This is a genomic window from Amphritea sp. 1_MG-2023 (genome assembly GCF_030547545.1).
Classification (GTDB): Bacteria; Pseudomonadota; Gammaproteobacteria; order Pseudomonadales; family Balneatricaceae; genus Amphritea.
Map to the genome: position 1 here is coordinate 12,187 of NZ_JAUOQE010000012.1, position 23,166 is coordinate 35,352.

Here is a 23,166-nt window from a genome sequence, read left to right on the forward strand (position 1 = left end):
CCGGTTATACATACCCTGAGAACCCAGGCTATGCTGCCTGGCCTGTCTTAGTTTGATGTCTTTCGGTTTATCCAGCTTGATGCCAATACGCCGGTAAAAACCAGGAAGATAACAATCGTAGCAAGGGCATTGATATCCGGACTGATGCCCAGTTTGATCTTTGAAAAAATCACCATCGGCAGGGTACTTGCGCCAGGGCCGGTAACAAAGGTGGCAATTACCAGGTCATCCAGTGACAGGGTAAAGGCCAGTAGCCAGCCTGATATTATCGCGGGCAGGATCATTGGCAGGGTGATGTCGTACAGTATCCGAAGTGGTCGGCAACCCAGATCCATAGCAGCCTCTTCGATGGATTGATCGATACTAGCTAGGCGAGACTGAACAACTACTGTCACATAAGCCATTGCAAAGGTCACATGGGCAATGATGATTGTCGTAGTGCCACGTTCAGCAGGCCAGCCAAGTAGAGATTCCATCGATACGAACAGTAACAGCAGGGAAAGGCCGGTGATGACTTCGGGCATCACCATCGGTGCGGTAATCATGCCGGTAAACAGCATACGTCCCTTAAAGCGGCCATAGCGGATAATAGCGATACCCGCCATAGTGCCTAATATGACAGCAAAGGTGGCGGTTAAAAAGGCAATTTTAAGGCTTAGCCAGGCTGCTGCCATTATCTGTTCATTCTGAAACAGTTCAACATACCAGCGGGTTGAGAACCCGCCCCACACCGTCGCCAGCTTTGAATCATTAAACGAGTAAGCGATCAGCAGAAAGATTGGTATATATAAAAAGGCATAGCCAAAGCACATGGCCGACAGAACAAATGTTGAGCTTCTTTTAGCCATTATTTTGCCTCCATCTCTTTAGACTGAAAGTGGTTGAACAGCACGATTGGTGCGACCAGGAATATAAGCATCGCCACAGCGACAGTGGAAGCCATAGGCCAGTCCCGGTTAAGGAAGAACTCATCGAATAGCACACGTCCGATCATCAGGCTGTCATCGCCACCAAGCAATGCCGGGATAACGAATTCACCCAGTGCAGGGATAAAGACCAGCATCGATCCGGCAATTATGCCTGGAACTGACAGGGGCAGTGTTATGCGCATGAATGTTGTAACGGGCCGTCCGCCCAAGTCACTGGATGCTTCCATTAAGGACAGATCCATCTTCTCTAGAGTGGTATAGATCGGCAAAATCATAAATGGCAGATAGGTATAGACGATACCAATATAGATCGCAAAGTCGGTATACAGAAACTGGATAGGGGTGTCCGTTAGCCCCAGCCATTGCAGAATGTTGTTAAGGATACCGTTATTGTTGAGTATGCCGACCCATGCATAAACTCTTAGAATAAAGGCTGTCCAGAATGGCAGAATGATAAACAGCAACAGCCTGCGGCGAGTATGGGCAGGAGCTCTGGCGATACCATAGGCCATCGGATAGCCGATTAGAAAGCAGATTAAGGTCGATGTGGCTGCAATCCATGCTGAATTCAGATAGGACTTCCAGTAAATATCATCTTCAAATAGCATCAGATAGCTTTCGGTTACCAGTCTGATCTGAATCAGTCCCTCTTCTATCTCAACCAGTGATGTATAAGGTGGCCGGGCAATGATCGCTTCAGTAAAGCTTATTTGAAAAATAATAAAGAACGGCACCAGAAAAAAAACGCTTAGCCATAGATAAGGTACAGCTAGAATTGTTTTCTTACCGATTTCGTCAGCTTTTTTTGCCGGCAGAATATTTCGAACCAGGGTGCTAATCCGTGATTTGTTTGCAGTCCGGAAATGGTCTTGTTTTTCAGGAATACCCATTATACGTCTCCACTATTCAGCCAGTAGCAGTGCTGTCTGCTGGTGCCAGGAAATATATACAGCGTCGCCAATATTAATGCTGCGGTCTGATGAGTGCCGCATATTCTGCACCATTACTTTGACAGATTTGCCGCTATCCAGCTCAGCCTGGAAGGTTGATTGATTACCCAGATAACCGATGCCTTTTACTGTCGCCGGAACGGATATTATTCCGGCTTCGTTACTAGCTTCACGTTTGATTTTAAGCTTTTCCGGGCGAATGGCGATCGAAACTTCATTACCGTTTTTTGCGGGAAATTGTGCGTTTACAAATTCCAGTTGGCTGTTTAGTTCTGGGCTTGTCACAAATATTTTATCGCCCTGACGCTTGTCTACAGTCGCATCGAAAATATTAATCGAACCAACAAACTCGGCAATGTGTCGGTTTTTAGGAAATTCATAGACTTCTCTGGGTGTCCCTTTCTGAATAATCTGGCCTGAATTCATCACCGCCATGCGTGATGATAGTGTCATTGCCTCTTCCTGATCGTGAGTAACAACGACAAAAGTGGTGCCCAAAGATTGTTGTATGTTCATCAGTTCAAATTGTGTCTCTTCGCGCAATTTTTTATCTAGTGCCCCCAGCGGTTCATCCAGTAGCAATACCTTTGGATGCTTGGCCAGTGCTCGAGCCAATGCAACCCTCTGTCGCTGTCCGCCCGACAATTGATGCGGTTTGCGATCAGAGAATTGCTCCAACTGAACCAGTCCTAACATTTCCTGTACGCGAGACTGGATCTCTTGCTTAGGTAAACCATCGCGCTCCAGTCCATAGGCAATGTTCTTAGCTACTGTCATGTGAGGGAACAGTGCGTAAGACTGGAACATCATATTGACGGGACGTTCGTAAGGGGGGAGGTCGGTGACATCCACCCCGTCTAATATGATTCGCCCAGAGGAAGGGTTTTCAAATCCAGATAACATGCGTAATAAAGTTGTTTTTCCGCACCCTGATCCACCCAGCAGAGAAAACAACTCTCCCTTATAGATTTTCAGATCGACGTTATTAACCGCTGTGAAGTCTCCGAACTTTTTGTTTACATTACGAAACTCTATGATCGGTTTTTCTTTATCAAAGTTTTCAATGTTTTTGCTGGCAGATAAATTTTCAACTTTCTTATTCATGCGAAATCACTTCCTAAACCTGGACTCAGGTTTTTTAAAACACGGGCGTATATGTTATACGCCCGTTATATTGCGGTGGTGTATTAACGGCCTGTTTTTATTCGGCTCCAGGCCTTAGTGATTTGTCGAACGCTTTTGCTATCTTTAGGTGCTTTACTGATCAGTTGATTCAGGGTGTCCTCATCAGGATAAATGCCAGGATCGCTGGATATAGAAGCATCAATTAGTTCAGTCGACTTTTGGTTAGCGTTGGCATAGCCAATATAGTTAGTTACATCAGCAATGATTTCTGGTTGTAGCAGGAATGCCATAAACTGATGAGCAGCATCGACATTTTCTGAATCTGAGGGGATGTAAAGCGAATCAAACCAGATCGGTACACCTTCCTTAGGAATGGTGTATTTCAGGTTAACATTTGATCCTGCTTCTGCAGCACGCATAGAAGCGACTGCATAATCTCCTGACCAGGTAACCGACAAGCAATTCTCTCTATTTGGCAGAGCGCTTAGATATCCGGTGGAATCAAACTTTTTAATGTAGGGGCGAATATTGGAAAAGAGTTCCTCTACCGCTTTGATATCCGATTTCTTATTACTGTTTGGATCCAAGCCTAAATAGGACAGTGCAGCAGGCACCATGTCTGATGAAACATCGACAACGGTCACGCCGCAGTCTGCAAACTTAGATATAACCTCGGGCTTAAATAGCATGTCGAGTGAATCAACTGGCGCATCAGCCATTCTTTCGTTAATCATATCGACGTTATAGGTAAAGCCAACGGTGCCCCAGGTATAAGGCAGAGTGTATTTCAACCCAGGATCATAGCTTTCAAGCTTGCTCAGAACAGCTGTATCAAGGTTTGACCAGCCCGGAAGTTTGGATTTATCCAGTTGTTTGAAAATTTCGGCTTTAATTAGTCGTGGTGACAAAGAAGAGTCAAACATCACGAGGTCGTAACCAGATTTACCAGCCAGCAGTTTTGCCTCAACAGATTCATAAGAATCAAAAGTGTCATAAACAACCTTAATTCCTGTTTTTTGTTCAAACTTCGCGATAGTGTCTTCAGCGATATAATCTGACCAGTTATAAATGTGTAAAGTATTTTCGTCCGAAGCAGCCATTAAAGAACTGCTGAATAGGGCTGTGCTAAGAAGAACAGATTTAACTGTCGTAGATGTCTTATGTTTCATGACTTGACGCTCCTGATATTTTAATTTTGGAGTGTTAATTTGAAAACGTTTTTGTCGAGCTGGGTTACGTTGATTATTACTGTAATAAAAAAGCCTGCCCGAAAGGGGCAGGCTTAGATATCAGAAGCTCTTACTTACGCTGAATACAACAGCGTCAGAGTTGGCAAAATAATCTTTTTTTACCGAATAAAGATCATCAATATCGGTATCCATATAGGCCAGAGACAGGTCCAAGCCAGCAACACTCTTGTTCAGCGTGACGGAGTAATCGGTGTACTCTTCTAGCCATAGGTTATTCGGATCATCAAAGATCCCGCCAAATGAATGACCAGCATGCAGAGTCAGACCAAACTCATTAGGTAGTTCAAAGGTGTAATCCGCTTCAATGTAGCTGTAATAATCTCCCATATTGAAGTAATCGTTTGCGTGCCAGTAAGAGACGCGTAGCGCTTTGTAGTTAACTCCTACATTGATTTCGCTATAGTCAACATCAGTTGCAGAACCTGGATAGGTGTAATGATACAGGGTAGCGTCGTAGGTTAGGTTTTCATTCAGCTCACCGTAGTAGCCAATGTAGTAATCGCTTTCGAAGCTTTCATTGTTGTCCAGTGAGTCACCCGCTGCATAGTAATCTACGCTGCTGCCCCACCAACCGGCATAGAAGCCAGAGTCATGAAAGTATGAAATGCCGCCCTGAATAGCAGCTTCTTCGCCGCTCTGTGAAACACCGCGGAAACGGTAATCGTTAGTCAGGGAGATTTCTCCGCTGAATTCAGCCTGTGCTGATGTCGCGGAAATAAGTGATGCAACAAGCACCGCGTTGGTTAACAGCTTCTTCATCGTATGAAGTCCTTCTTTTTCAGTTTGCATTTATTTTTTTGAAGGGGATGTTGAGATCCATATTTACTATTCAATGAATGCTACCTTTTAGGTACCCCCCAAACGGGGGGAGGAATGACTTGCGGTAATGTGGATAAATCGTTTTATGACTTTTAATTAGTCTGTTTCGGAGCTGTAGGATTATTAATAGCTAGGGAACATGCGAAAAAGTCCCTCCGTATGAGATAATACCCGCCATAGCGTCAGCCAGGATCAGCACATGGAAAATCAGCTCAGCTTTGCCGATTGCGAGTATCGACAGAAGCGCTACCAAACCCGGAAGGAAAAGTTTCTGGCACGGATGGAAACGCTGGTTCCTTGGCAACGGATAGAAGCCGTCATTGAACCCTATTATCCCAAACTGGGTAACGGTCGACGGCCTTACCCACTGATGACGATGCTGCGCATTCACTGTCTACAACAGTGGTACAGCCTGAGTGATCGGGCAATGGAAGATGCTCTTTATGAAATTGCATCGATACGGATATTTACGAGTCTCTCGCTCGATAAACCAATCCCTGATCACACGACGATTATGAACTTCAGGCATCTACTGGAACGCAATGGACTTGGCCGGCAGATCTTCGAGGGAGTAAACAACTGGCTGACTGAGGCCGGTGTGTTGGTCAAGGAAGGCACCCTAATGGACTCCACCATTATTGAAGCTCCCAGCTCAACGAAGAACAAGGCGGGTGAGCGTGATCCGGAGATGCACCAGACGAAGAAGGGTAATCTCTGGTTTTTCGGCATGAAAGCTCACATTGGCGTTGATGCCAGAACAGGTCTGACGCACAGTCTTGAAACCACTGCTGCCAATGAACATGATTTGAACCAAGCAGACCGATTACTGCATGGTGATGAGCAGTTCGTATTCGCTGATGCGGGCTACCGAGGCATCGATAAGCGGGACAACCTAAAAGACAAAGCCGTTGACTGGCATATTGCGGAGCGGCAAGGAAAAGTCAGGGCTCTTAAGAAACACCCGAGAATCAACAAAGTTCCGATAAACATCGAATATATGAAGGCCAGTATTAGAGCCAAGGTCGAGCATCCATTCAGAATCATAAAATGTCAGTTCGGGTTTACCAAGGCGCGATACCGTGGGCTGATGAAAAACGACAGCAAGCTGCCGACGCTTTTTGCTCTAGCCAATATCGTCAGAGTGGGTCAGGTGCTACGTGCGTAGGACAAATCTATCTTCAGATGTGTTAACCGTGGGTACTGCACAATCATGGCTTACTTTGATATCAGGCTCATTTTCATGTACACAGAGGGAGCGTATTATTCGAATAATAAATCGGCGCCAATTCAGTAACATTATGTATGAATTACGCCTCCTGCTTCCAGACCTGTATGCACAGGATGTATATCGTGCAATTTCATTTTTTCTCGAAGGAATCTGGGTGCATTGTGCCATGCAGCAAGATGATTTCTCGCTTGAAGAATCTAAGAATCAACTAATAAAATTTGTGGATAATCAACTACTAATAGCCGAGAAAAACTCTAAATGGGCTTCTACTTAATTTTTATAACAACATATGCAATATCGTGTTTCAAAATGCCTATCGTTGACTCTTAGAGGCGGTACAATTAAGTAGCTTCATTTTACTAAGTAAGTTCTATACTTGGCTCTATCAGCCCGAAAAAACCATGATTTACGACCATTTCGACCCGCCTGAACAGCCTTTTCGTGGTATCCAGGTGGGCTTGACCTGCGTGACAGTATCGAACCAGCCCTGACAATATTGGCCAGAGCAAAAATCTTCGCTAGGGAAGGTACGATCAAGTCGCTTCTTTCCAGTCAGGCAGTCCCATCTGGCTATATCAGCCAGAAAAACCATGGTTTCTAACCATTTACTTCTGCCGGAATACCCATTTCACGGTATTCAGGCAGAGGTTAACTCAAAGTTTAAGCACGACAGCCACCAACGTACACGACATCACAGAAACAGAAAATCTGCTTCATGGCGAGGAGACCTTTATCTTGGCGGATTCAGGTTATCGGGGCGCACAAAAGCGAGAAGAATTGAAAGACATCGAGGCGGATTGGCTAATTGCGCTATTTATAAAAAAGGGCAAGCAAGGTGCGTCTTATCAAGAAACACCCGAGAATAAGCAATCCATCCGAACGGAATATCTCCAAGCTGGTATCCGAGCGAAAGTAGAGCACTCGTTGCGGATCATTCAGGGTTTTACACAAGCGAGCATTGCTAGTCAGATAGGCGTCAATCGGTTACTGCGACCGGCGGAACTAAAGAAGTTGATCCGGTTCACTGCCTGATTCCGACCTGTGCCTTGTTGAGTACTTTTGTTGTTTGATTTTTATCTCTTCGCTTATTTTTTGTAGGGTCAGTTCTTCTCCAATTTGCTTAGTGAGTCTATGGCTATTTCGCTGCTTTACTTTTTGGACTGTTTCTTTATCCGGTTTTATGTAGCTACGGGAAGACTTCGAGCTGCGGGGGTTGCCGTACACTTCTACGCTGTTGATTGACTGATGCCCCATTATTGCTGAGATTTCTTCTCGCGGCATGTCACTGGCTTTCAAATCAGCGCCCATTTGATGTCGCCATGAATATAGTGACGGGCGTACTTTGCGTTTAGGCCATAATCGTTGGGTCAACGTGTCTAGCCGTTTTTGCACATAGCGAATGGGGTCTGAGTAGGGCGCGTTTATTAGCATTTCATGACATTCTTTGAGACTGTTAAAAATTGAGTTGTCTTTTATCTCAAGAATGCGGTCAAGCCCTCTTGTACCATCTGCTGTTTTTTTAGCTGAAGGGATGGCGATATAGCAGCTTCCAATAAACTGAAGATTTCTGAGCTCAGCTGGGCGACAACCTAAGTGACTAACGAGTGTAACCCCGACAAAAACGGTACTTTCTTTTTCATCAACTAAGTAATTGAGAAGTTGCTTTTCGTCGGCGGCATTAACTGTTTTTTGTCTTTTTTGCTTAGTCTTTATTTGGATGCGTTTTTTGCTATCGGCGGTGATGGGGTTAACGGTTGCTTTAATCTTATTTGCAGCTTTGTAAAAACCACTTTCTTCTGCTGCTAATGCAAGCGCGGTGCGTAGGCGACGCCAATAGTCTGGTCTGTAGTCTGCTGCACAGTGTTTCAGCGCATCGCTAACGGTTTTGGCTGTAGGCTTCACGATTCCGTGCTTGGAATAAAAATGCTTTGCTAGTCTTCTGTATTCTTCCTTTGTTTTTTCATTCATAGTGACACTCCATATCATTGTGTTTTTGACGACAATCCTTGTCGTTATAAACTAGTATAGTGCTTAATTATCAATACCTTGTGATTTTTTAATAAATTTATTTCTTTATGGCATCTGTTGTTTGAGGAGCATTGCTGGTACATCAAATAACGTGGGTGGGGAGCTGCTTTACTGAAGAGTCACCGTTGCGTATCAACAATACGCGACAGTTCAATTAAAATAGCTGGTCAATGTTGACGTTCAATGCTTGTGCTAATGTCAGTGCTTCATAGTCACTGACCTTGCGAACTTTAGACTCTATTTTTGCCAGCGTCCCTCTGCTGATATCCCACCCGCAAATATTGCATTTCGCAGCTAGCTCGTCTTGGGTTAAATGTTGATGTTCTCTTAATTTTCGAACGTTAGGGCCAATAATATTCAATGTAATTGCTCCGTTAGCGGAGCTTGATTGTCGCAATAAATGTTGCTTTAATTGCTCCGTTATCGGAGCAGTTTTGGAGAAGGGTATTGAGCGCTAAGCAGTTAAAATTGATCGAGAGAATTAATGAATTGACTCTGTTAAGGGCATTTGCTCCTAACGACCGATGTTTGACGGTGAATGAACTCAATCGGCGACGTATTACACCGGTTGAAGCGTCTTTCTATGACCTTATTGATCACGCCACAGAAAAAGGGCTGGTTCATTATAAAGATGACATGTATGACAAGCACAACTACAGAGATGGCGAATGTACGGTTACGCTTGTGCGTAGCGTTGATTCTGCGCATATAGAGGCGCTATCTGACAGTATCAAAAAGGCAAAATTTCCAAGTAGTGCTCGGATATGTCCTGAATTGCGCGATCTATATGAGCGTATCGTTTATGCGGAACTAATTCATGTTATGAAAGAGGTTTGCAGGCTCGATGGCAACCGCTTTTATTTTATGACCCACTCGTCTAGGCGACTTTCGAGACCTGAACCATTCGCACTGCATGAAGTGACAGGGTTTATTCAGATGGCGAATAAGTTACTCACTAGGCAGCAATATTATCAATTGGGTACGCTGTTTAAGCTCACCGATGACTTGATGATGTTGGGATACAAATATGATTTCAGCTTGCCAGCAATGACAGAGATTACAAAATCGGACTATATTCAAAACCAAATATTTTTGGATGAATACATGTTCAAGGGCTCATGGTCACTGGCACAGGTGTTGCCTTTGCCGCTCTGAAAAATTAAATCGTACGCCTAATGTAATCGTTTTTTGTTGTCTTCAATGACCTTGTTGTTTTCAATCGTTTGTTGCACCCAATCAGCACCTTTTCAAGGTGCGCCCGCCATTCCAATGGCTGCTCCAAGCGTCAAGCTCTACTCAAAAATCACAAAAAGCGTGATTTTTTGCGTTCCAGCTTGACCCTCTCCGCATCCATTTCCATTCAGGGCCGGGGGTTCTCATCCCCTCTTCGCTCCTTCGTCGCTACGGGGGATTCCGTCGCCGGTACCCGTCGAACACCCCCATACTTGCCATGGCAAGTATGGGGAGAGCGGTTGGGTGCAAGTATGCCTGTTGAGGGCAATAATGTTGGCGCTATTATTTCTATGCTCGCGGCTTGCTGACCTGAAGGTCAGCAAGCTGCTTGCGCCAATTTTTAACACGCAAACATCTCGCTTACTCATCGTTATCGTGTTGATTTGAGTCGGTCAGTTTGGGTGTTGGTTGGCTAAGCCTTAGCCTGAAAAGTCATGTATTTCTATTCTCAAGTTTTGCTAACTATTGGCTTGAGCGGTATCAATAGGCTATAACATATTGTCAGTATTAGAAATAATTTGAACAGGTTTAGTTTGGTTGTTATTTTTGATTCTTTAAGCGATTGTAAACACTATGCTCTAATATAGAGCAGCGGTTCTCCAGAGGGAATGTCTGGGAATGTATGTCTAGATAAGGGATATCACAGGGATGATGGAGCAACTGACTGACCTTAAAGCAATATTGCACTCGAAGCGGGCCAACATCTATTACTTGGAAAAATGTCGGGTAATGCAGAAAGATGGGCGCGTCCTCTATCTCACCGAAGCCAGCAAAGAAAACCTCTATTTTAATATACCCATCGCCAATACTACCGTGTTGCTGCTCGGTAATGGCACGTCTATTACTCAAGCCGCAATGCGTATGCTGGCATCAGCAGGAGTACTGGTAGGTTTTTGCGGTGGCGGTGGGACACCGTTGTTAATGGCGACTGAAATTGAATGGTTATCCCCACAAAGTGAATATCGTCCGACTGAATATGTTCAGGGGTGGATGTCTTTTTGGTTTGATCCAGAAAAGCGTTTGTTGGCGGCAAAGCAGTTTCAGCTCGCACGCATTGAGTTTATGCAAAAGGTTTGGTCGAAAGATAAAGATCTTCAATTGCAGGGTTTTAACCTTAATGATGACACTTTAGTGCCAGCGTTAGATCGATTTACTCTTAAAACAGAAAACGCAATGACTGTTACAGAGTTGCTTCAGGTTGAGGCACAGTTAACCAAAAATCTTTACAAAATAGCCGCTAATCATACCCAATATGGCGATTTTGTTCGCACACGTGAAGCTGAAGATAACGCCAACGCTTTTCTCAATCACGGTAACTACCTCGCTTACGGGCTTGCTGCCACCACGTTGTGGGTATTGGGTATTCCTCATGGTTTTGCGGTGATGCATGGTAAAACCCGCAGAGGCGCGCTTGTATTCGATGTGGCTGACTTGATTAAAGATTCTTTGATTTTGCCTTGGGCTTTTATTTGTGCGAAAGAGGGGGCAACTGAGCAAGAATTTCGTCAGCAATGCCTACAGGCATTTACCGATCATAAAGCGCTGGATTTTATGTTTGATAAAGTCAAAAGTATTGCGATGAAATCAGACTGGGATGAAGAGGACCTCTCAAAATGATGGTCACTTTTGTTTCCCAGTGTGAAAAAAACGCTCTGAAGCGAACCCGCAGAGTGCTAGATGCTTTTGCTAACCGGATCGGCGATAACACTTGGCAGACAGTGATCACTGAGGAAGGTCTGTTAGCGGTTAAAAAACTGCTGCGTAAGACTGCGAGTAAAAGCACAGCTGTAAGCTGCCACTGGATGCGATCGCGATCACGCAGTCAGTTGTTATGGGTGGTGGGGAATAAAAAACAGTTTAATGCTGAAGGTTATGTGCCGGTGAATAGGACTGAACAGGAATTGCCCGGTAGTGATATGGCAGATAACTGGCGTTATTTACCGTTAATTAAAACCTTTACTGGGTTGGCAGCCCTGCTGCATGACTGGGGTAAAGCCACAAAGTTGTTTCAGGATAAGCTGAACCCCCAATCAAAACATAAATTCAAAGGTGATCCGTTGCGTCATGAGTGGATCTCCAGTTTATTGCTGATGTCGTTGATCCGTTCTGGTGAGAACCCTGCACAGGATCAAAGTTGGCTGGCTCCTTTGGTTGAGAAAAAACTAGACGAAAGTCATTTACAAAATGCCTTGTCTATACAAAAGGATCTATCCCGACCTTTTGAAAATCTGCCTGATGCTGCAAGTCTAGTGCTTTGGCTCGTGCTGTCCCATCATAGATTGCCGAAAGCTCAAGATCGGGATAAGGCTAGCTGTGCTGACAGAACCAACCAGACTCCCCAGGAGTTGCTCGCTCGAATCAGTTGTCACTGGGGCTATGAGAACCACTTTGATGACGATGAGTTTCAACAGCGTCTGCCCGATTGTTTTGTCTTTCCGCAGGGCTTGCTGAGTGAGTCATCTAAGTGGTGTACAGAACTTAGCCATCGAGCCCGTCAACTCAGTGAGCAGTTGCCGTTATTTTCCATGGCGGTTAACGATGGTAGCTGGCGAACGATTGCTCACCATGCCCGCTTATGCCTTATGCTAGGCGATCACTATTACTCTTCAAAGGATAGCGACAAAACGTGGGATTCCCCTGTTGATCTTTATGCTAATACGGGCTTGGGTCAGGATAATGAACGTCAGTTAAAGCAGAAACTTGATGAGCACCTAGTCAGGGTGGCAGAGGCGGGTGTAGATGCCTGTCGTTTACTACCTGATTTTGAGACTGAATTGCCGTTAGCTCAGGATATAGCAGAACTTACGCCTAAAAAACGCTTGTCACCGGAACTGAAAAAGCAGTTTGGCTGGCAGGATAAAGCCGTGAACGCTCTCAAAAACTATCGAAAAGAGACTGAGGACAAAATTAGCGGTTATTTTATCGTTAATATGGCCAGCACTGGACGTGGTAAAACGCTGGCCAACGCTAAAATAATGCAGGCGCTTTCGGACGACCAACAAAGCTTGCGTTTTATTCTGGCATTGGGTCTTAGAACGCTAACCCTACAGACCGGTGATGAATACCGGGACCGAATCGGCCTGAAAGAGGATGAGTTGGCAGTATTGATTGGATCAAAAGCGATTCTGGAACTGCATCAAGGGGATAAGACGCCTCACGAGAAGGAAGAGCTCGACTCTGATGAAGAAGGGTTGGGGTCAGAGTCTGCAGAGTCTCTTTTAGATACAGGTGAGCAGATTGACTGGAACGAAAATGACGAATGCTGGCAGAACCTGTTACCGGAAGAAGGCCTGACGACCGTATTAGAGAATAAAAAAGACCGAGCACTGCTTTATGCACCAGTACTGGCCTGTACCATCGACCATATTATGGGGGCGACAGAAACCATACGAGGCGGTCGTTATATTTTACCTTGTCTGCGATTGATGTCATCGGACCTAGTGATTGATGAAATTGATGACTTTGTCGGTGAAGACCTAGTGGCTATTGGTCGTTTGATCCATTTGGCTGGCATGTTGGGGCGCAAAGTGATGATATCCTCGGCCACTATTCCGCCGGATTTGGCCCTGGCTTATTTTACCGCCTATCAAAAAGGTTGGTCGCTATTTGCCGCTAGCCGTAATCAGAACGATCAGGTTGCTGCGGGTTGGACCGACGAGTTTAAAACCAGTCTGGTAACGATCAATCAGGATGAAAACGCAGTTCAGTATTATCAGAACGCCCATAAAGGCTTTGTTGCCGAACGTATCGTCAAACTGAAACAGGAGCCGGCTAAGCGACGGGCTGAAATTTTGCTTCTACCGGCAAAAGATGAAGTGAATACCGTTGAAAACCTGTTTTTTAGTACCGTGCAGCAAGGCATTCTGAGCAAACACCAGCAGCATTTCACGGTTGATAATAAAACCGGTGCACAGGCCTCTTTTGGCGTCGTACGTTGTGCCAATATCAAACCCTGCATTGAACTGACCGAATACCTGTTAGCTGCGGATTGGCCGGAAGATACCGAAGTACGGGTAATGGCCTACCACAGCCAGCAGGTACTGCTACTACGCCATGCCCAGGAGCAGCATTTAGATAAGGTATTAAAACGCAAACATTCGGTTAATGACCTGAAAGAAGGCGCTTTTTATCAGCCGGAGATACGGCAGCATCTGGATACTTGCGGCACCAAAAATCTGATTTTTATTCTGGTAGCGACGCCTGTTGAAGAAGTGGGCCGTGACCATGATTTCGACTGGGCGGTGGTGGAGCCTTCTTCTTATCGCTCTATTATTCAGTTGGCGGGCCGAGTGCGACGTCATCGAAGGGCTCTGGATAATGACAGCCCCAATATGGCTCTGCTGCAATACAACCTTAAGGGGTATAAGGATCCAAAAGCGGATAATGTTTTTAGTAAACCGGGTTATGAGCAGGGTAAATGGCAACTAAACCCTTCAAAAAGCTTGAATGACGTGCTGGATCTGAAAGTGATAACAAAAAGTGTGGATGCAATACCACGCATTGAAAAAGATTCAGCGCCACCTTCTAAGAAGCTTGCGGCCCTAGAGCACTTTTCCATCAGTCGAACGTTGGGCTGTCACTACCTGACCGGAGAAGCTAAAAGCGGTGTGTCGAGAAGCCCGAAAACGATATGGGGCTACACTGATGATTATTGGTGGATGACTGCACTGCCACAGCAGTTTAACCGTTTTCGTCACAGCGCCCCTAGCCTAAGTCTGTATCGGGTATTGGATGAAAAATCAGGACCCATCTTTAAGATTTATGATCGCCGAAACAGGTGCTGGGTGCCTGTTGAAAGAGAATTAGGTATAGCGTCAGAGCAACTGAAGGTACAGATTAGCAAGCGTTTATGGCTAGTACGGGATTATGAAGCGCTGATCGTAGAGCAAAGCGAAATCAGAGACGAAGATCCAGAACGTACATCGCAACGGCTGGGTGAATTGAATTTGAGTTTTTATCAGGATGGCAGCCGCTATCGTTATAACGACCAATTGGGGTTGGTTAGGGTTTAGTTAGCTACTCCAAAAGGAGTAGCTAACTAAGCTGCCTGTTTGGCAGTGAACTAAATAATAAGCATATAGTTTTCTAAGCTGCCTGTTTGGGCAGGCAAAGGATACTATCAGTCTTATGTTTTTTTTACCAAACTTGGCTTATCTTTTAACTTTTATAATAATAAACATATAGTGGTTGTTTTTTTGTGGCGATCAATTTATTCTGATTCTATCGTTAAGAGGGATAGGGATAGAAAATGCTTGATGCAGCAATAGAAACCTTCTTTGTAGAGCGCAAAGAGGGCTGGTTAAAGAAGAACATAAAAGCCAGCATGACTGAGGGAGAGGTTAGGGATAAAACCTTAGAGTGTGAAGAAGTTTTCGCGTTGAAAAATTGGTTGCCTAATGCTGCTAAGCGGGCAGGGCAGATCTCTTTATCAACACACCCAGTGACGTTTAGTCATCCGAGTGCGCGCAAAAATAAAAATGGTTACGCTAGCTCTATCATAGCTAAAGCTGATTTCAGGCCCGATGGTTTTTTGCGTACTGGTAATGTGCAGACAGAGCATGATGCTTTGGGTAATGCCGCAGCGCTGGATGTTTATAAATTTCTGACTTTGGTTATGGCGGATGGCGACACTTTACTGCATCACCTACAGCAGGGCAGCGAGTTGGCAATAGAGTTGTTAGAAATAGCTGGGGATGTAGAATCGTTGAAGCAAGGCTTTCTGGAGATGGTTGTTGCTAATGATGAGGCCGTCACTAGCTCAAAAATCAAGCAGGTCTATTTTCCAGTTGAGGAAGAGAAAGAAGGCTATCACCTGCTTTCCGTGCTTAGTCATTCCGGTCATCTATTTGAGATGCGTAAGCGTTTAGATCATTTACGCTTTTCTGATTTCACGAAAGAAAAGCGGGAGTTGAGAAAAAATAATAAATATACTGAAACCGGTTATCAGGAAATTTATAACCTGACGACTATCGGTTACGGCGGCACTAAACCGCAAAATATTAGCGTGCTGAATAATCAAAATGCAGGCAAGGCACATCTGTTGTTATCTATGCCTCCGGAGCTTTCTCCCCGAAATACTCGTTTACCGACCCGTAATTTTTTTGGTGATGTGCTTTATCCCAAACAACTGCAAGAAACCTTTCAGGCTTTTCATCGGCTGATTGCTGCTGATTACAACAACATTAATATTCGCAAAGGCTTGGACTATCGAATTGAAGAGTATCTGGATTATCTGATTTTAAAAATGTGGCAGGTACGTAAAGCGTTCTCAGAACAGACTCATAGTCGACCAGAAGCCTTGCCAACATATCAGAAACTTTGGTTGTTACCAGAACATGAGCAAGATCGTTTAGATAATCAGGTTTGGTTGGATGAGTTAATTCGAGAGGCCGCCCGTCATTTTAATGCTAGCTATAAAAGAGTATTGGGTCGGTCGGCGATGGAGCTGGGAGACGATCTTTATCAACGTGTCACGCTGATTGTTGAACAGAGTAAGGAGGCACTGTTATGAATACCCGCCGCTTATTAGTGTTGCCGCACTTAAAGGTACACAACGCCAACGCCCTATCTAGCCCCTTTACTATTGGTTTTCCCGCGATGACCGCTTGGCTGGGATTTGTCCATGCTCTGCAGCGTCGTTTAAACGCCAAAGGTTATCCTGAGTTAAGATTTACCGGTACCGGTGTCATCAGCCACCAGTGTGACCTGCAAACCTACCAAGGGCCGGGGGATTTTGTTCACTCAATCATCGGTACGGCAAACCCTGTCGATAAAGACGGCAACCGCTCCGCCTTTATTGAAGAAGCACGTTGTCATCTAGATGTATCCCTTCTAATTGAATATCAGGCGGATGAAGCCACTGAAGATGCCGTCTTACTGCCAGCTTTTTTAGACGATGTCAGCCAGCACCTGATGCGAATGAAAGTAGCGGGGGGCGATCTGCAAAGCTTCAAAGCGCCGGTTCTTCCCGTGATAGAAGGAGGCGATGAACAATCTCAAACTAAGTTAATGCGTTCACTGATGCCGGGGTTTGCCCTGATTGAGCGGCGTGAGTTGATGCAACAGGCGATGGAGCAGGGTAGTGATGCGCTGGATGCGATGTTGGAATACCTGACTGTGCATCACACCTGTACGAAGGGGGATGATGATAGCGTGAGTTGGAAAAGCCAGCGTAAATCTGATGCTGACGGTAACAAGCTTGGTTGGATTGTGCCTATAGCGACTGGCTTCCATGGCATTAGTGAATTAGGAGAAGCTAAAAATCAGCGTGACCCTGAAACACCGCACCGCTTTGCTGAGAGCATTGTCACTCTGGGCGAGTTCCGAATGGCGCATAGGATCAAGCAATTGAATGAGGTTTTATGGCACTACCATACTGATACCGGTAGCAACCTTTATCTATGCCAGCAGGTACAAACCCAAACTACAGAAATCGATAACGATGGCTTTCATTAAGCCGGATTAAGGAAGAAACGGAGAACAACATGGCTAAAACAAAAGATACAGCATCGGTATTGGCGTTTGAGAAAAAATTAGTACCGTCGGATGGTTATTTTTACGGCACCACTTGGGCTAACAAAGCAGAATCGACCCCGTTGGCACTACAGGAAAAATCGGTACGAGGTACCATCTCTAACCGTTTGAAGGCAGCGATAAAAAATGATCCAGCCAAACTGGATGCAGAAGTAGAGAAACCTAATCTGCAAACCGTGGATGCCTGCGCGTTAGGTACAGAACAAGATACTCTAAAACATTATTTCACCCTGAAAATTTTGGGTGGTGTTGAAACCCCATCTGCTTGCAACAATGCAGCCTTTAAGACCAGTTATCAGCAGGCCGCAAAAACTTATATCGAAAAAGAGGGCTTTAAAGAGCTGGCTCGTCGTTATGCGGTCAATATTGCCAATGCCCGTTTTTTGTGGCGCAATCGTGTCGGTGTTGAGCAGATAGAGGTAGAGGTTAACGTCCTGAACAAGGGACAGAAAGCCAGTTGGACCTTTGACGCTACTCAGTATAGTACCCGTCATTTTGACTATGAAGATGAGCAGATTAGTCAGCTGAGTGAAAAAATAGCTCATGCCTTGTCAACTGCGGATGGGTGTCTAATGCTGGAAATTACCACCTATGCTCAACTGGGTAAGGCTCAGGAAGTTTATCCATCAGAAGAGCTGGTGCTGGACAAAGGTAAAAGCAAAAAGAGCAAGGTGTTATATCAGGTACAGGGTCATGCGGCGATGCATTCGCAGAAGATCGGTAATGCGTTGCGCACTATCGACACTTGGTACCCTGCTTTTGAAGATGAACAAGCTACAGCAGGGCCGATTGCGATTGAGCCTTATGGCGCGGTTACTAACTTGGGGACTGCGTTTCGCACACCAAAAGAGAAGCAGGATTTTTATACCCATTTTGATAAATGGGCACGTGGCGAAGCGCTGTCACGGGTAGAGGATGAGCACTATGTTATGGCCATTTTGGTGCGCGGCGGTGTCTTCGGCGAGAGCGATAAGTAGGAGTCCGTTATGAACTACTACCAAGACATCACATTGTTACCGGATGCAGATATTGCACTAGGTTTTCTCTGGCAGAAAATCTATCAGCAAGTGCATATAGCCTTAGTGGAGCAGAAGGTGGATGCACAGCATAGTGCTATAGCGGTCAGCTTCCCGGCTTATGGGAGTAAAGGCTTTCCTTTGGGTAATAAGCTGAGGGTGCTGGCTAAAGAAAAAGAGCAATTGGAAACATTAAATCTCGCTGGATTTCTGAGTCGATTCGAGGATTACACGCATCTTAAATCAATACAGCCAGTGCCGGAGGGTGCATCTCTTGTTGCGTTTGTTCGCAAGAATATAAAAGGGCAGGCTCGTATCGAAAAAGATATGCAGGCTAAAGCGGAGCTTTGGGCAAAACAATCAGGACAAAGCATTGCGGACTGTCTAAAACAGCTTGAAAAAACCAAACCAAAGGCAGAATCAAAAGCGCCTTTTATTTGGATGGAAAGCCAAGAAACCAAAGCGAGGAATCTCAAGGGCTCCGCCAGATTCCCACTGTTCATTGAACGAATAAAGGTTAATAACGCGCAAGAAGGGCTCTTTAACTGCTACGGCCTAAGCGCTTTAGGAGGAGATCAAGTTTCTACTGTTCCTGATTTTTAACCAAAAAAATAGCTCTTTAAAAATAAGCAATAAAAACAGACGGTTACAGCAAGGCTGAAAATAAAGGTATTTCTTGGTATTTTTATTTAAGTCTTTGTTGTGACTGTTTTTTGTTGTACATTTTTAGAGTTCACTGCCGCACAGGCAGCTTAGAAAGACGTGCTCGCGCTATCAGTGGGAATACCTGAGTTCACTGCCGCACAGGCAGCTTAGAAAGGTTGTGTGGTTTCGATATCCGGTAGTGTTACGTTCACTGCCGCACAGGCAGCTTAGAAAATTGAAGAGAGTGGCGTGGCTGGCTTTATTGCGTTCACTGCCGCACAGGCAGCTTAGAAAATCGGGTGCATCGGCCAGCAACTTTTCGTCATGTTCACTGCCGCACAGGCAGCTTAGAAAATCAGAATGACTTTTATACAACCCGAAATATTGTTCACTGCCGCACAGGCAGCTTAGAAATACTTATACGATAGAGCGCGGAGCCGTCAACTGTTCACTGCCGCACAGGCAGCTTAGAAAATTCGGCAATAACGCAGACGTTAAGGCTGCTAGTTCACTGCCGCACAGGCAGCTTAGAAAATGTAGGCTCCGGCCTGCTCGGGATCTTTGATGTTCACTGCCGCACAGGCAGCTTAGAAATAGATTTTTCTTTAAGCTGCGTAGTGCGTTGAGTTCACTGCCGCACAGGCAGCTTAGAAATTCTGTGCCGCCGCTTTTTCCATGCCTTCCGGGTTCACTGCCGCACAGGCAGCTTAGAAATCAGAGGCATCGGTTATTGCGTCAACTGCTCCGTTCACTGCCGCACAGGCAGCTTAGAAACGATACCCCCGAGAAATGCAATAGCTTTAGATGTTCACTGCCGCACAGGCAGCTTAGAAATTAACAAAATCGCTCATCTATTGGGCGAAAACGTTCACTGCCGCACAGGCAGCTTAGAAAAGGTAGATCACGCTGCGCGTAAAATTCGGGTTGTTCACTGCCGCACAGGCAGCTTAGAAATTTGCCGTAGTCCTCAACCACATAGTCATCATGTTCACTGCCGCACAGGCAGCTTAGAAATGCCCAAGCGCAGGTGATTGGCATGTTGTACAGTTCACTGCCGCACAGGCAGCTTAGAAAACCGCGATCGGCAAGACTCGCTGTTCGATTGGGTTCACTGCCGCACAGGCAGCTTAGAAATGTTGCAAGGGGGCCGGCCAGCCCCCGCTTTAGTTCACTGCCGCACAGGCAGCTTAGAAAGTCGTCCCAGTTGTCATGTGTATAACAGTTTTGTTCACTGCCGCACAGGCAGCTTAGAAAATAAATGGGTGCATTTGCCGCCGCGGGCGTGGGTTCACTGCCGCACAGGCAGCTTAGAAAAGTTTGGGCGCGCACCGCCGCGATGAGCGAAGGTTCACTGCCGCACAGGCAGCTTAGAAAATCGCTTAAGGCCGTTTCTGGCTAGTTTTTGAGTTCACTGCCGCACAGGCAGCTTAGAAAAATTCGGTTTCTTTGTCCCGCGCCAGCGTTTCGTTCACTGCCGCACAGGCAGCTTAGAAACCTAGCCTATCAGCCAGCCCAAAAGCAAAATCGTTCACTGCCGCACAGGCAGCTTAGAAAGCGTAAGAAGATGGGGAACCATAAATGGGTGCGTTCACTGCCGCACAGGCAGCTTAGAAATATTGAGCGTCTACTCCAGCGATTCCCTACACGTTCACTGCCGCACAGGCAGCTTAGAAATTCAACAGATACCGCAGCGCCAAGCTGAGTTTGTTCACTGCCGCACAGGCAGCTTAGAAAAACCGGAACAGGTTTCAAGTGTGTCAGCCGTTGTTCACTGCCGCACAGGCAGCTTAGAAAACCGATGGAAACAACTTGAGGCGCATCTTCATGTTCACTGCCGCACAGGCAGCTTAGAAAGGACAAGAGTAGTTTTACAGTATGGTGGCAACGTTCACTGCCGCACAGGCAGCTTAGAAACAGTTAGAAGATGGATTCCCTAACTGTTTACCGTTCACTGCCGCACAGGCAGCTTAGAAAATGCAAAAGGGATAGCGACATTTAAAAGTTTTGTTCACTGCCGCACAGGCAGCTTAGAAAGATACGTTGGTGACAGTGAAGACGATGATGTGGTTCACTGCCGCACAGGCAGCTTAGAAATTAGCAACACCCCACGCGAAAGGAATGGCAACGTTCACTGCCGCACAGGCAGCTTAGAAATGAAACTTGCCGTCTTTTAGGATTAGCTGAGCGTTCACTGCCGCACAGGCAGCTTAGAAAAAACACCACCAACCCAGCAAGCAACATCAAAAGTTCACTGCCGCACAGGCAGCTTAGAAATCGATGGGATTGCCGTTTTCATCATGTAGATGGTTCACTGCCGCACAGGCAGCTTAGAAATGATTAACGCGATAACGCCCACCCTCACAACCGTTCACTGCCGCACAGGCAGCTTAGAAACTGAATTTCTCGCATCCATGAACGGCTCCCTGCGTTCACTGCCGCACAGGCAGCTTAGAAATTACGAACGCCACGTTTACCGAGATCAATACCGTTCACTGCCGCACAGGCAGCTTAGAAAATCATTTTACGAGCACCTTTGAACACTACTGGGTTCACTGCCGCACAGGCAGCTTAGAAACAAAGCGAATGGGACGCCGGCGAAGCCCACGAGTTCACTGCCGCACAGGCAGCTTAGAAAATCAGTAAACAACCCGAATGCCTGCAACCCAGGTTCACTGCCGCACAGGCAGCTTAGAAAAACGCCGATCCACTTTCTGAATCATCGTTTCAGTTCACTGCCGCACAGGCAGCTTAGAAAAGTTCAGACAGCAGAGCCAGATCAGCGATGCCGTTCACTGCCGCACAGGCAGCTTAGAAATTTCTGAGCTGCTTTTATTTTTATCTTCGTTCGTTCACTGCCGCACAGGCAGCTTAGAAACCGTCAGGGAACGACACCCCGAGGCCGAACAGGTTCACTGCCGCACAGGCAGCTTAGAAAATAACCGTCTGCTATATCGTAACGCCCGCCCGGTTCACTGCCGCACAGGCAGCTTAGAAAAGAGCTAAGCGCCGCAATAAGCCTGATATTAGGTTCACTGCCGCACAGGCAGCTTAGAAATGGCTCGATCAGCTGCGGTGTGATGCCAGCTTGTTCACTGCCGCACAGGCAGCTTAGAAAAAAGCGTGACGACCTGAACCCCGTGAAGAAACGTTCACTGCCGCACAGGCAGCTTAGAAATTATATTTTATTCTTTGGTGTGGACTTGGGTCGTTCACTGCCGCACAGGCAGCTTAGAAATGAATTCAAGAACGGCGATCTAATGGATCCTAGTTCACTGCCGCACAGGCAGCTTAGAAAAAGACTGCCGATTTTTATTGGCCACGATATTAGTTCACTGCCGCACAGGCAGCTTAGAAAATTACAGCATGAATCATTACCGCCTCTGCATAGTTCACTGCCGCACAGGCAGCTTAGAAAAACAGCTCCATCGAACTCGGGAATTGCTTCCAGTTCACTGCCGCACAGGCAGCTTAGAAAAGAACGCCATATTATTTATCCTTTTTGTTGAAGTTCACTGCCGCACAGGCAGCTTAGAAAAGTTTTGAGCAATAACCGCCATAGCTGGGTAGGTTCACTGCCGCACAGGCAGCTTAGAAAAGTTAGGGAATCTACCCCAAACCCCATCAGCAGTTCACTGCCGCACAGGCAGCTTAGAAATTCAAGGGATCTGAGCGCTTCAATTTGTGTGGGTTCACTGCCGCACAGGCAGCTTAGAAAATTAATAGTTCTTGCCCAGGCGAATACGTTTTGTTCACTGCCGCACAGGCAGCTTAGAAATCGGCAATGGTGCCAATGCGAATCAGGTTTTCGTTCACTGCCGCACAGGCAGCTTAGAAACGCTTTGAGGTTGAACGGCTGCTGATATCCGCGTTCACTGCCGCACAGGCAGCTTAGAAAATTAAGCTTGTGTGGTTGGCTGGTGTAATAGTGTTCACTGCCGCACAGGCAGCTTAGAAATAATTTTTGAGTTCTCAGGTTCATGGCTCGATGTTCACTGCCGCACAGGCAGCTTAGAAATCGAATTGAGAGCATTGAAAAGTGATGAAGCAGTTCACTGCCGCACAGGCAGCTTAGAAAAGTAGCTCGCTAATAGTACGCGCTCTGGACGCGTTCACTGCCGCACAGGCAGCTTAGAAAACCTACAGTGATAGCTGTCATGCCAGTCAAGCGTTCACTGCCGCACAGGCAGCTTAGAAATGTACTACTAAAGGCAAACGGAGTCACACAGCGTTCACTGCCGCACAGGCAGCTTAGAAACTAAAGCCAGCGCTTACCCCAAAGGCACTACCGTTCACTGCCGCACAGGCAGCTTAGAAATTGCCGTACTGCCGGTGATACTTTGTATGTTGGTTCACTGCCGCACAGGCAGCTTAGAAATTCGCGGTCGCCATCGATGTAGCACTGAAGCAGTT

Annotated in this window: 17 protein-coding genes and 1 CRISPR repeat array (1 of these 18 only partly in view); of the genes, 10 read left to right on the forward strand and 7 right to left on the reverse strand. The window is 46.1% G+C overall.

All coding sequences use genetic code 11. The annotated features are described in order from the left end of the window. Window positions 1-47 precede the first annotated feature (47 nt). The 5 genes from Q4488_RS08375 to Q4488_RS08395 all read right to left on the reverse strand — a co-directional run bounded on the left by Q4488_RS08375 (window position 48) and on the right by Q4488_RS08395 (window position 5,043). Entirely contained in the window at window positions 48-848 is an 801-nt protein-coding gene (locus Q4488_RS08375) for an ABC transporter permease subunit (protein ID WP_303580023.1), read from the reverse strand. Continuing rightward, the gene (locus Q4488_RS08380) at window positions 848-1,819 is read right to left on the reverse strand and encodes an ABC transporter permease subunit (RefSeq protein WP_303580024.1); all 972 of its coding nucleotides are present in this window, start codon (window positions 1,817-1,819) and stop codon (window positions 848-850) included. Before Q4488_RS08380 ends, Q4488_RS08375 begins: the two co-directional genes overlap by 1 nt. A 12-nt stretch (window positions 1,820-1,831) precedes the next feature. Beyond that, complete coding sequence (locus Q4488_RS08385; RefSeq protein WP_303580025.1) at window positions 1,832-2,983, reverse strand: ABC transporter ATP-binding protein; 1,152 nt, start codon at window positions 2,981-2,983, stop codon at window positions 1,832-1,834. Window positions 2,984-3,066: 83 nt separating this feature from the next. Beyond that, complete coding sequence (locus tag Q4488_RS08390) at window positions 3,067-4,173, reverse strand: polyamine ABC transporter substrate-binding protein (RefSeq protein WP_303580026.1); 1,107 nt, start codon at window positions 4,171-4,173, stop codon at window positions 3,067-3,069. Window positions 4,174-4,293: 120 nt separating this feature from the next. Next, on the reverse strand, window positions 4,294-5,043 hold the full coding sequence (locus Q4488_RS08395) for a TorF family putative porin (protein WP_303580027.1): 750 nt from the start codon (window positions 5,041-5,043) through the stop codon (window positions 4,294-4,296). Window positions 5,044-5,272: 229 nt separating this feature from the next. On the opposite strand from Q4488_RS08395, the gene Q4488_RS08400 reads away from it, so the two are divergent. From Q4488_RS08400 to Q4488_RS08405, 3 genes are all read left to right on the forward strand, one after another. Continuing rightward, window positions 5,273-6,238: an IS5 family transposase gene (locus tag Q4488_RS08400; protein ID WP_303580028.1), complete on the forward strand. Its 966-nt coding sequence runs from the start codon at window positions 5,273-5,275 to the stop codon at window positions 6,236-6,238. Beyond that, entirely contained in the window at window positions 6,231-6,575 is a 345-nt protein-coding gene (locus Q4488_RS18840) for a TetR family transcriptional regulator C-terminal domain-containing protein (protein ID WP_368411569.1), read from the forward strand. The genes Q4488_RS08400 and Q4488_RS18840 overlap by 8 nt, the downstream gene beginning before the upstream one ends. A gap of 329 nt (window positions 6,576-6,904) precedes the next feature. Continuing rightward, window positions 6,905-7,333 (forward strand): transposase, encoded by a 429-nt coding sequence (locus Q4488_RS08405; protein ID WP_303580064.1) that lies wholly within the window; start codon window positions 6,905-6,907, stop codon window positions 7,331-7,333. Here Q4488_RS08405 and Q4488_RS08410 read toward each other — a convergent pair. Next, on the reverse strand, window positions 7,304-8,269 hold the full coding sequence (locus tag Q4488_RS08410; RefSeq protein WP_303580029.1) for a hypothetical protein: 966 nt from the start codon (window positions 8,267-8,269) through the stop codon (window positions 7,304-7,306). The genes Q4488_RS08405 and Q4488_RS08410 overlap by 30 nt on opposite strands. Before the next feature lie 214 nt (window positions 8,270-8,483). Next, window positions 8,484-8,690, reverse strand: a complete 207-nt coding sequence (locus Q4488_RS08415) for a helix-turn-helix domain-containing protein (protein ID WP_303580030.1) — start codon at window positions 8,688-8,690, stop codon at window positions 8,484-8,486. An 86-nt stretch (window positions 8,691-8,776) separates the two neighbouring features. Between Q4488_RS08415 and Q4488_RS08420 the strand changes: the two genes are divergently transcribed. From Q4488_RS08420 to cas6f, 7 genes are all read left to right on the forward strand, one after another. Then, entirely contained in the window at window positions 8,777-9,484 is a 708-nt protein-coding gene (locus tag Q4488_RS08420) for a hypothetical protein (RefSeq protein WP_303580031.1), read from the forward strand. A gap of 726 nt (window positions 9,485-10,210) precedes the next feature. Next, window positions 10,211-11,179 carry a type I-F CRISPR-associated endonuclease Cas1f gene (gene cas1f, locus Q4488_RS08425; RefSeq protein WP_320136062.1) on the forward strand — a complete coding sequence of 323 codons (969 nt, stop codon included), beginning with the start codon at window positions 10,211-10,213 and terminating at the stop codon, window positions 11,177-11,179. Beyond that, entirely contained in the window at window positions 11,176-14,574 is a 3,399-nt protein-coding gene (gene cas3f / locus Q4488_RS08430) for a type I-F CRISPR-associated helicase Cas3f (RefSeq protein WP_303580032.1), read from the forward strand. Before cas1f ends, cas3f begins: the two co-directional genes overlap by 4 nt. A gap of 236 nt (window positions 14,575-14,810) precedes the next feature. Beyond that, window positions 14,811-16,073 carry a type I-F CRISPR-associated protein Csy1 gene (gene csy1, locus Q4488_RS08435; RefSeq protein WP_303580033.1) on the forward strand — a complete coding sequence of 421 codons (1,263 nt, stop codon included), beginning with the start codon at window positions 14,811-14,813 and terminating at the stop codon, window positions 16,071-16,073. Continuing rightward, a complete protein-coding gene (gene csy2 / locus Q4488_RS08440; protein ID WP_303580034.1) occupies window positions 16,070-17,017 on the forward strand; it encodes a type I-F CRISPR-associated protein Csy2 in 948 nt (315 codons plus the stop codon). Before csy1 ends, csy2 begins: the two co-directional genes overlap by 4 nt. A 29-nt stretch (window positions 17,018-17,046) precedes the next feature. Continuing rightward, window positions 17,047-18,072 (forward strand): type I-F CRISPR-associated protein Csy3, encoded by a 1,026-nt coding sequence (gene csy3, locus Q4488_RS08445; protein ID WP_303580035.1) that lies wholly within the window; start codon window positions 17,047-17,049, stop codon window positions 18,070-18,072. A gap of 9 nt (window positions 18,073-18,081) precedes the next feature. Continuing rightward, window positions 18,082-18,714, forward strand: coding sequence for a type I-F CRISPR-associated endoribonuclease Cas6/Csy4 (gene cas6f / locus Q4488_RS08450; RefSeq protein WP_303580036.1), 633 nt, complete (start codon window positions 18,082-18,084; stop codon window positions 18,712-18,714). Between the two features lie 128 nt (window positions 18,715-18,842). After that, window positions 18,843-23,166: direct repeats of the CRISPR family, unit length 28 nt; unit sequence GTTCACTGCCGCACAGGCAGCTTAGAAA (it continues 2,545 nt past the right edge of the window).

Excerpts from the sequence above, each read along its gene's own strand:
- Q4488_RS08375 (WP_303580023.1), bottom strand. The coding sequence starts at position 848 with ATGGCTAAAAGAAGCTCAACATTTGTTCTGTCGGCCATGTGCTTTGGC.
- cas3f (WP_303580032.1), top strand. The coding sequence starts at position 11,176 with ATGATGGTCACTTTTGTTTCCCAGTGTGAAAAAAACGCTCTGAAGCGA.
- csy1 (WP_303580033.1), top strand. The coding sequence starts at position 14,811 with ATGCTTGATGCAGCAATAGAAACCTTCTTTGTAGAGCGCAAAGAGGGC.
- Q4488_RS08385 (WP_303580025.1), bottom strand. The coding sequence starts at position 2,983 with ATGAATAAGAAAGTTGAAAATTTATCTGCCAGCAAAAACATTGAAAAC.
- Q4488_RS08410 (WP_303580029.1), bottom strand. The coding sequence starts at position 8,269 with ATGAATGAAAAAACAAAGGAAGAATACAGAAGACTAGCAAAGCATTTT.
- Q4488_RS08380 (WP_303580024.1), bottom strand. The coding sequence starts at position 1,819 with ATGGGTATTCCTGAAAAACAAGACCATTTCCGGACTGCAAACAAATCA.
- Q4488_RS08390 (WP_303580026.1), bottom strand. The coding sequence starts at position 4,173 with ATGAAACATAAGACATCTACGACAGTTAAATCTGTTCTTCTTAGCACA.
- cas6f (WP_303580036.1), top strand. The coding sequence starts at position 18,082 with ATGAACTACTACCAAGACATCACATTGTTACCGGATGCAGATATTGCA.
- Q4488_RS08400 (WP_303580028.1), top strand. The coding sequence starts at position 5,273 with ATGGAAAATCAGCTCAGCTTTGCCGATTGCGAGTATCGACAGAAGCGC.
- cas1f (WP_320136062.1), top strand. The coding sequence starts at position 10,211 with ATGATGGAGCAACTGACTGACCTTAAAGCAATATTGCACTCGAAGCGG.
- csy3 (WP_303580035.1), top strand. The coding sequence starts at position 17,047 with ATGGCTAAAACAAAAGATACAGCATCGGTATTGGCGTTTGAGAAAAAA.
- Q4488_RS08395 (WP_303580027.1), bottom strand. The coding sequence starts at position 5,043 with ATGCAAACTGAAAAAGAAGGACTTCATACGATGAAGAAGCTGTTAACC.
- csy2 (WP_303580034.1), top strand. The coding sequence starts at position 16,070 with ATGAATACCCGCCGCTTATTAGTGTTGCCGCACTTAAAGGTACACAAC.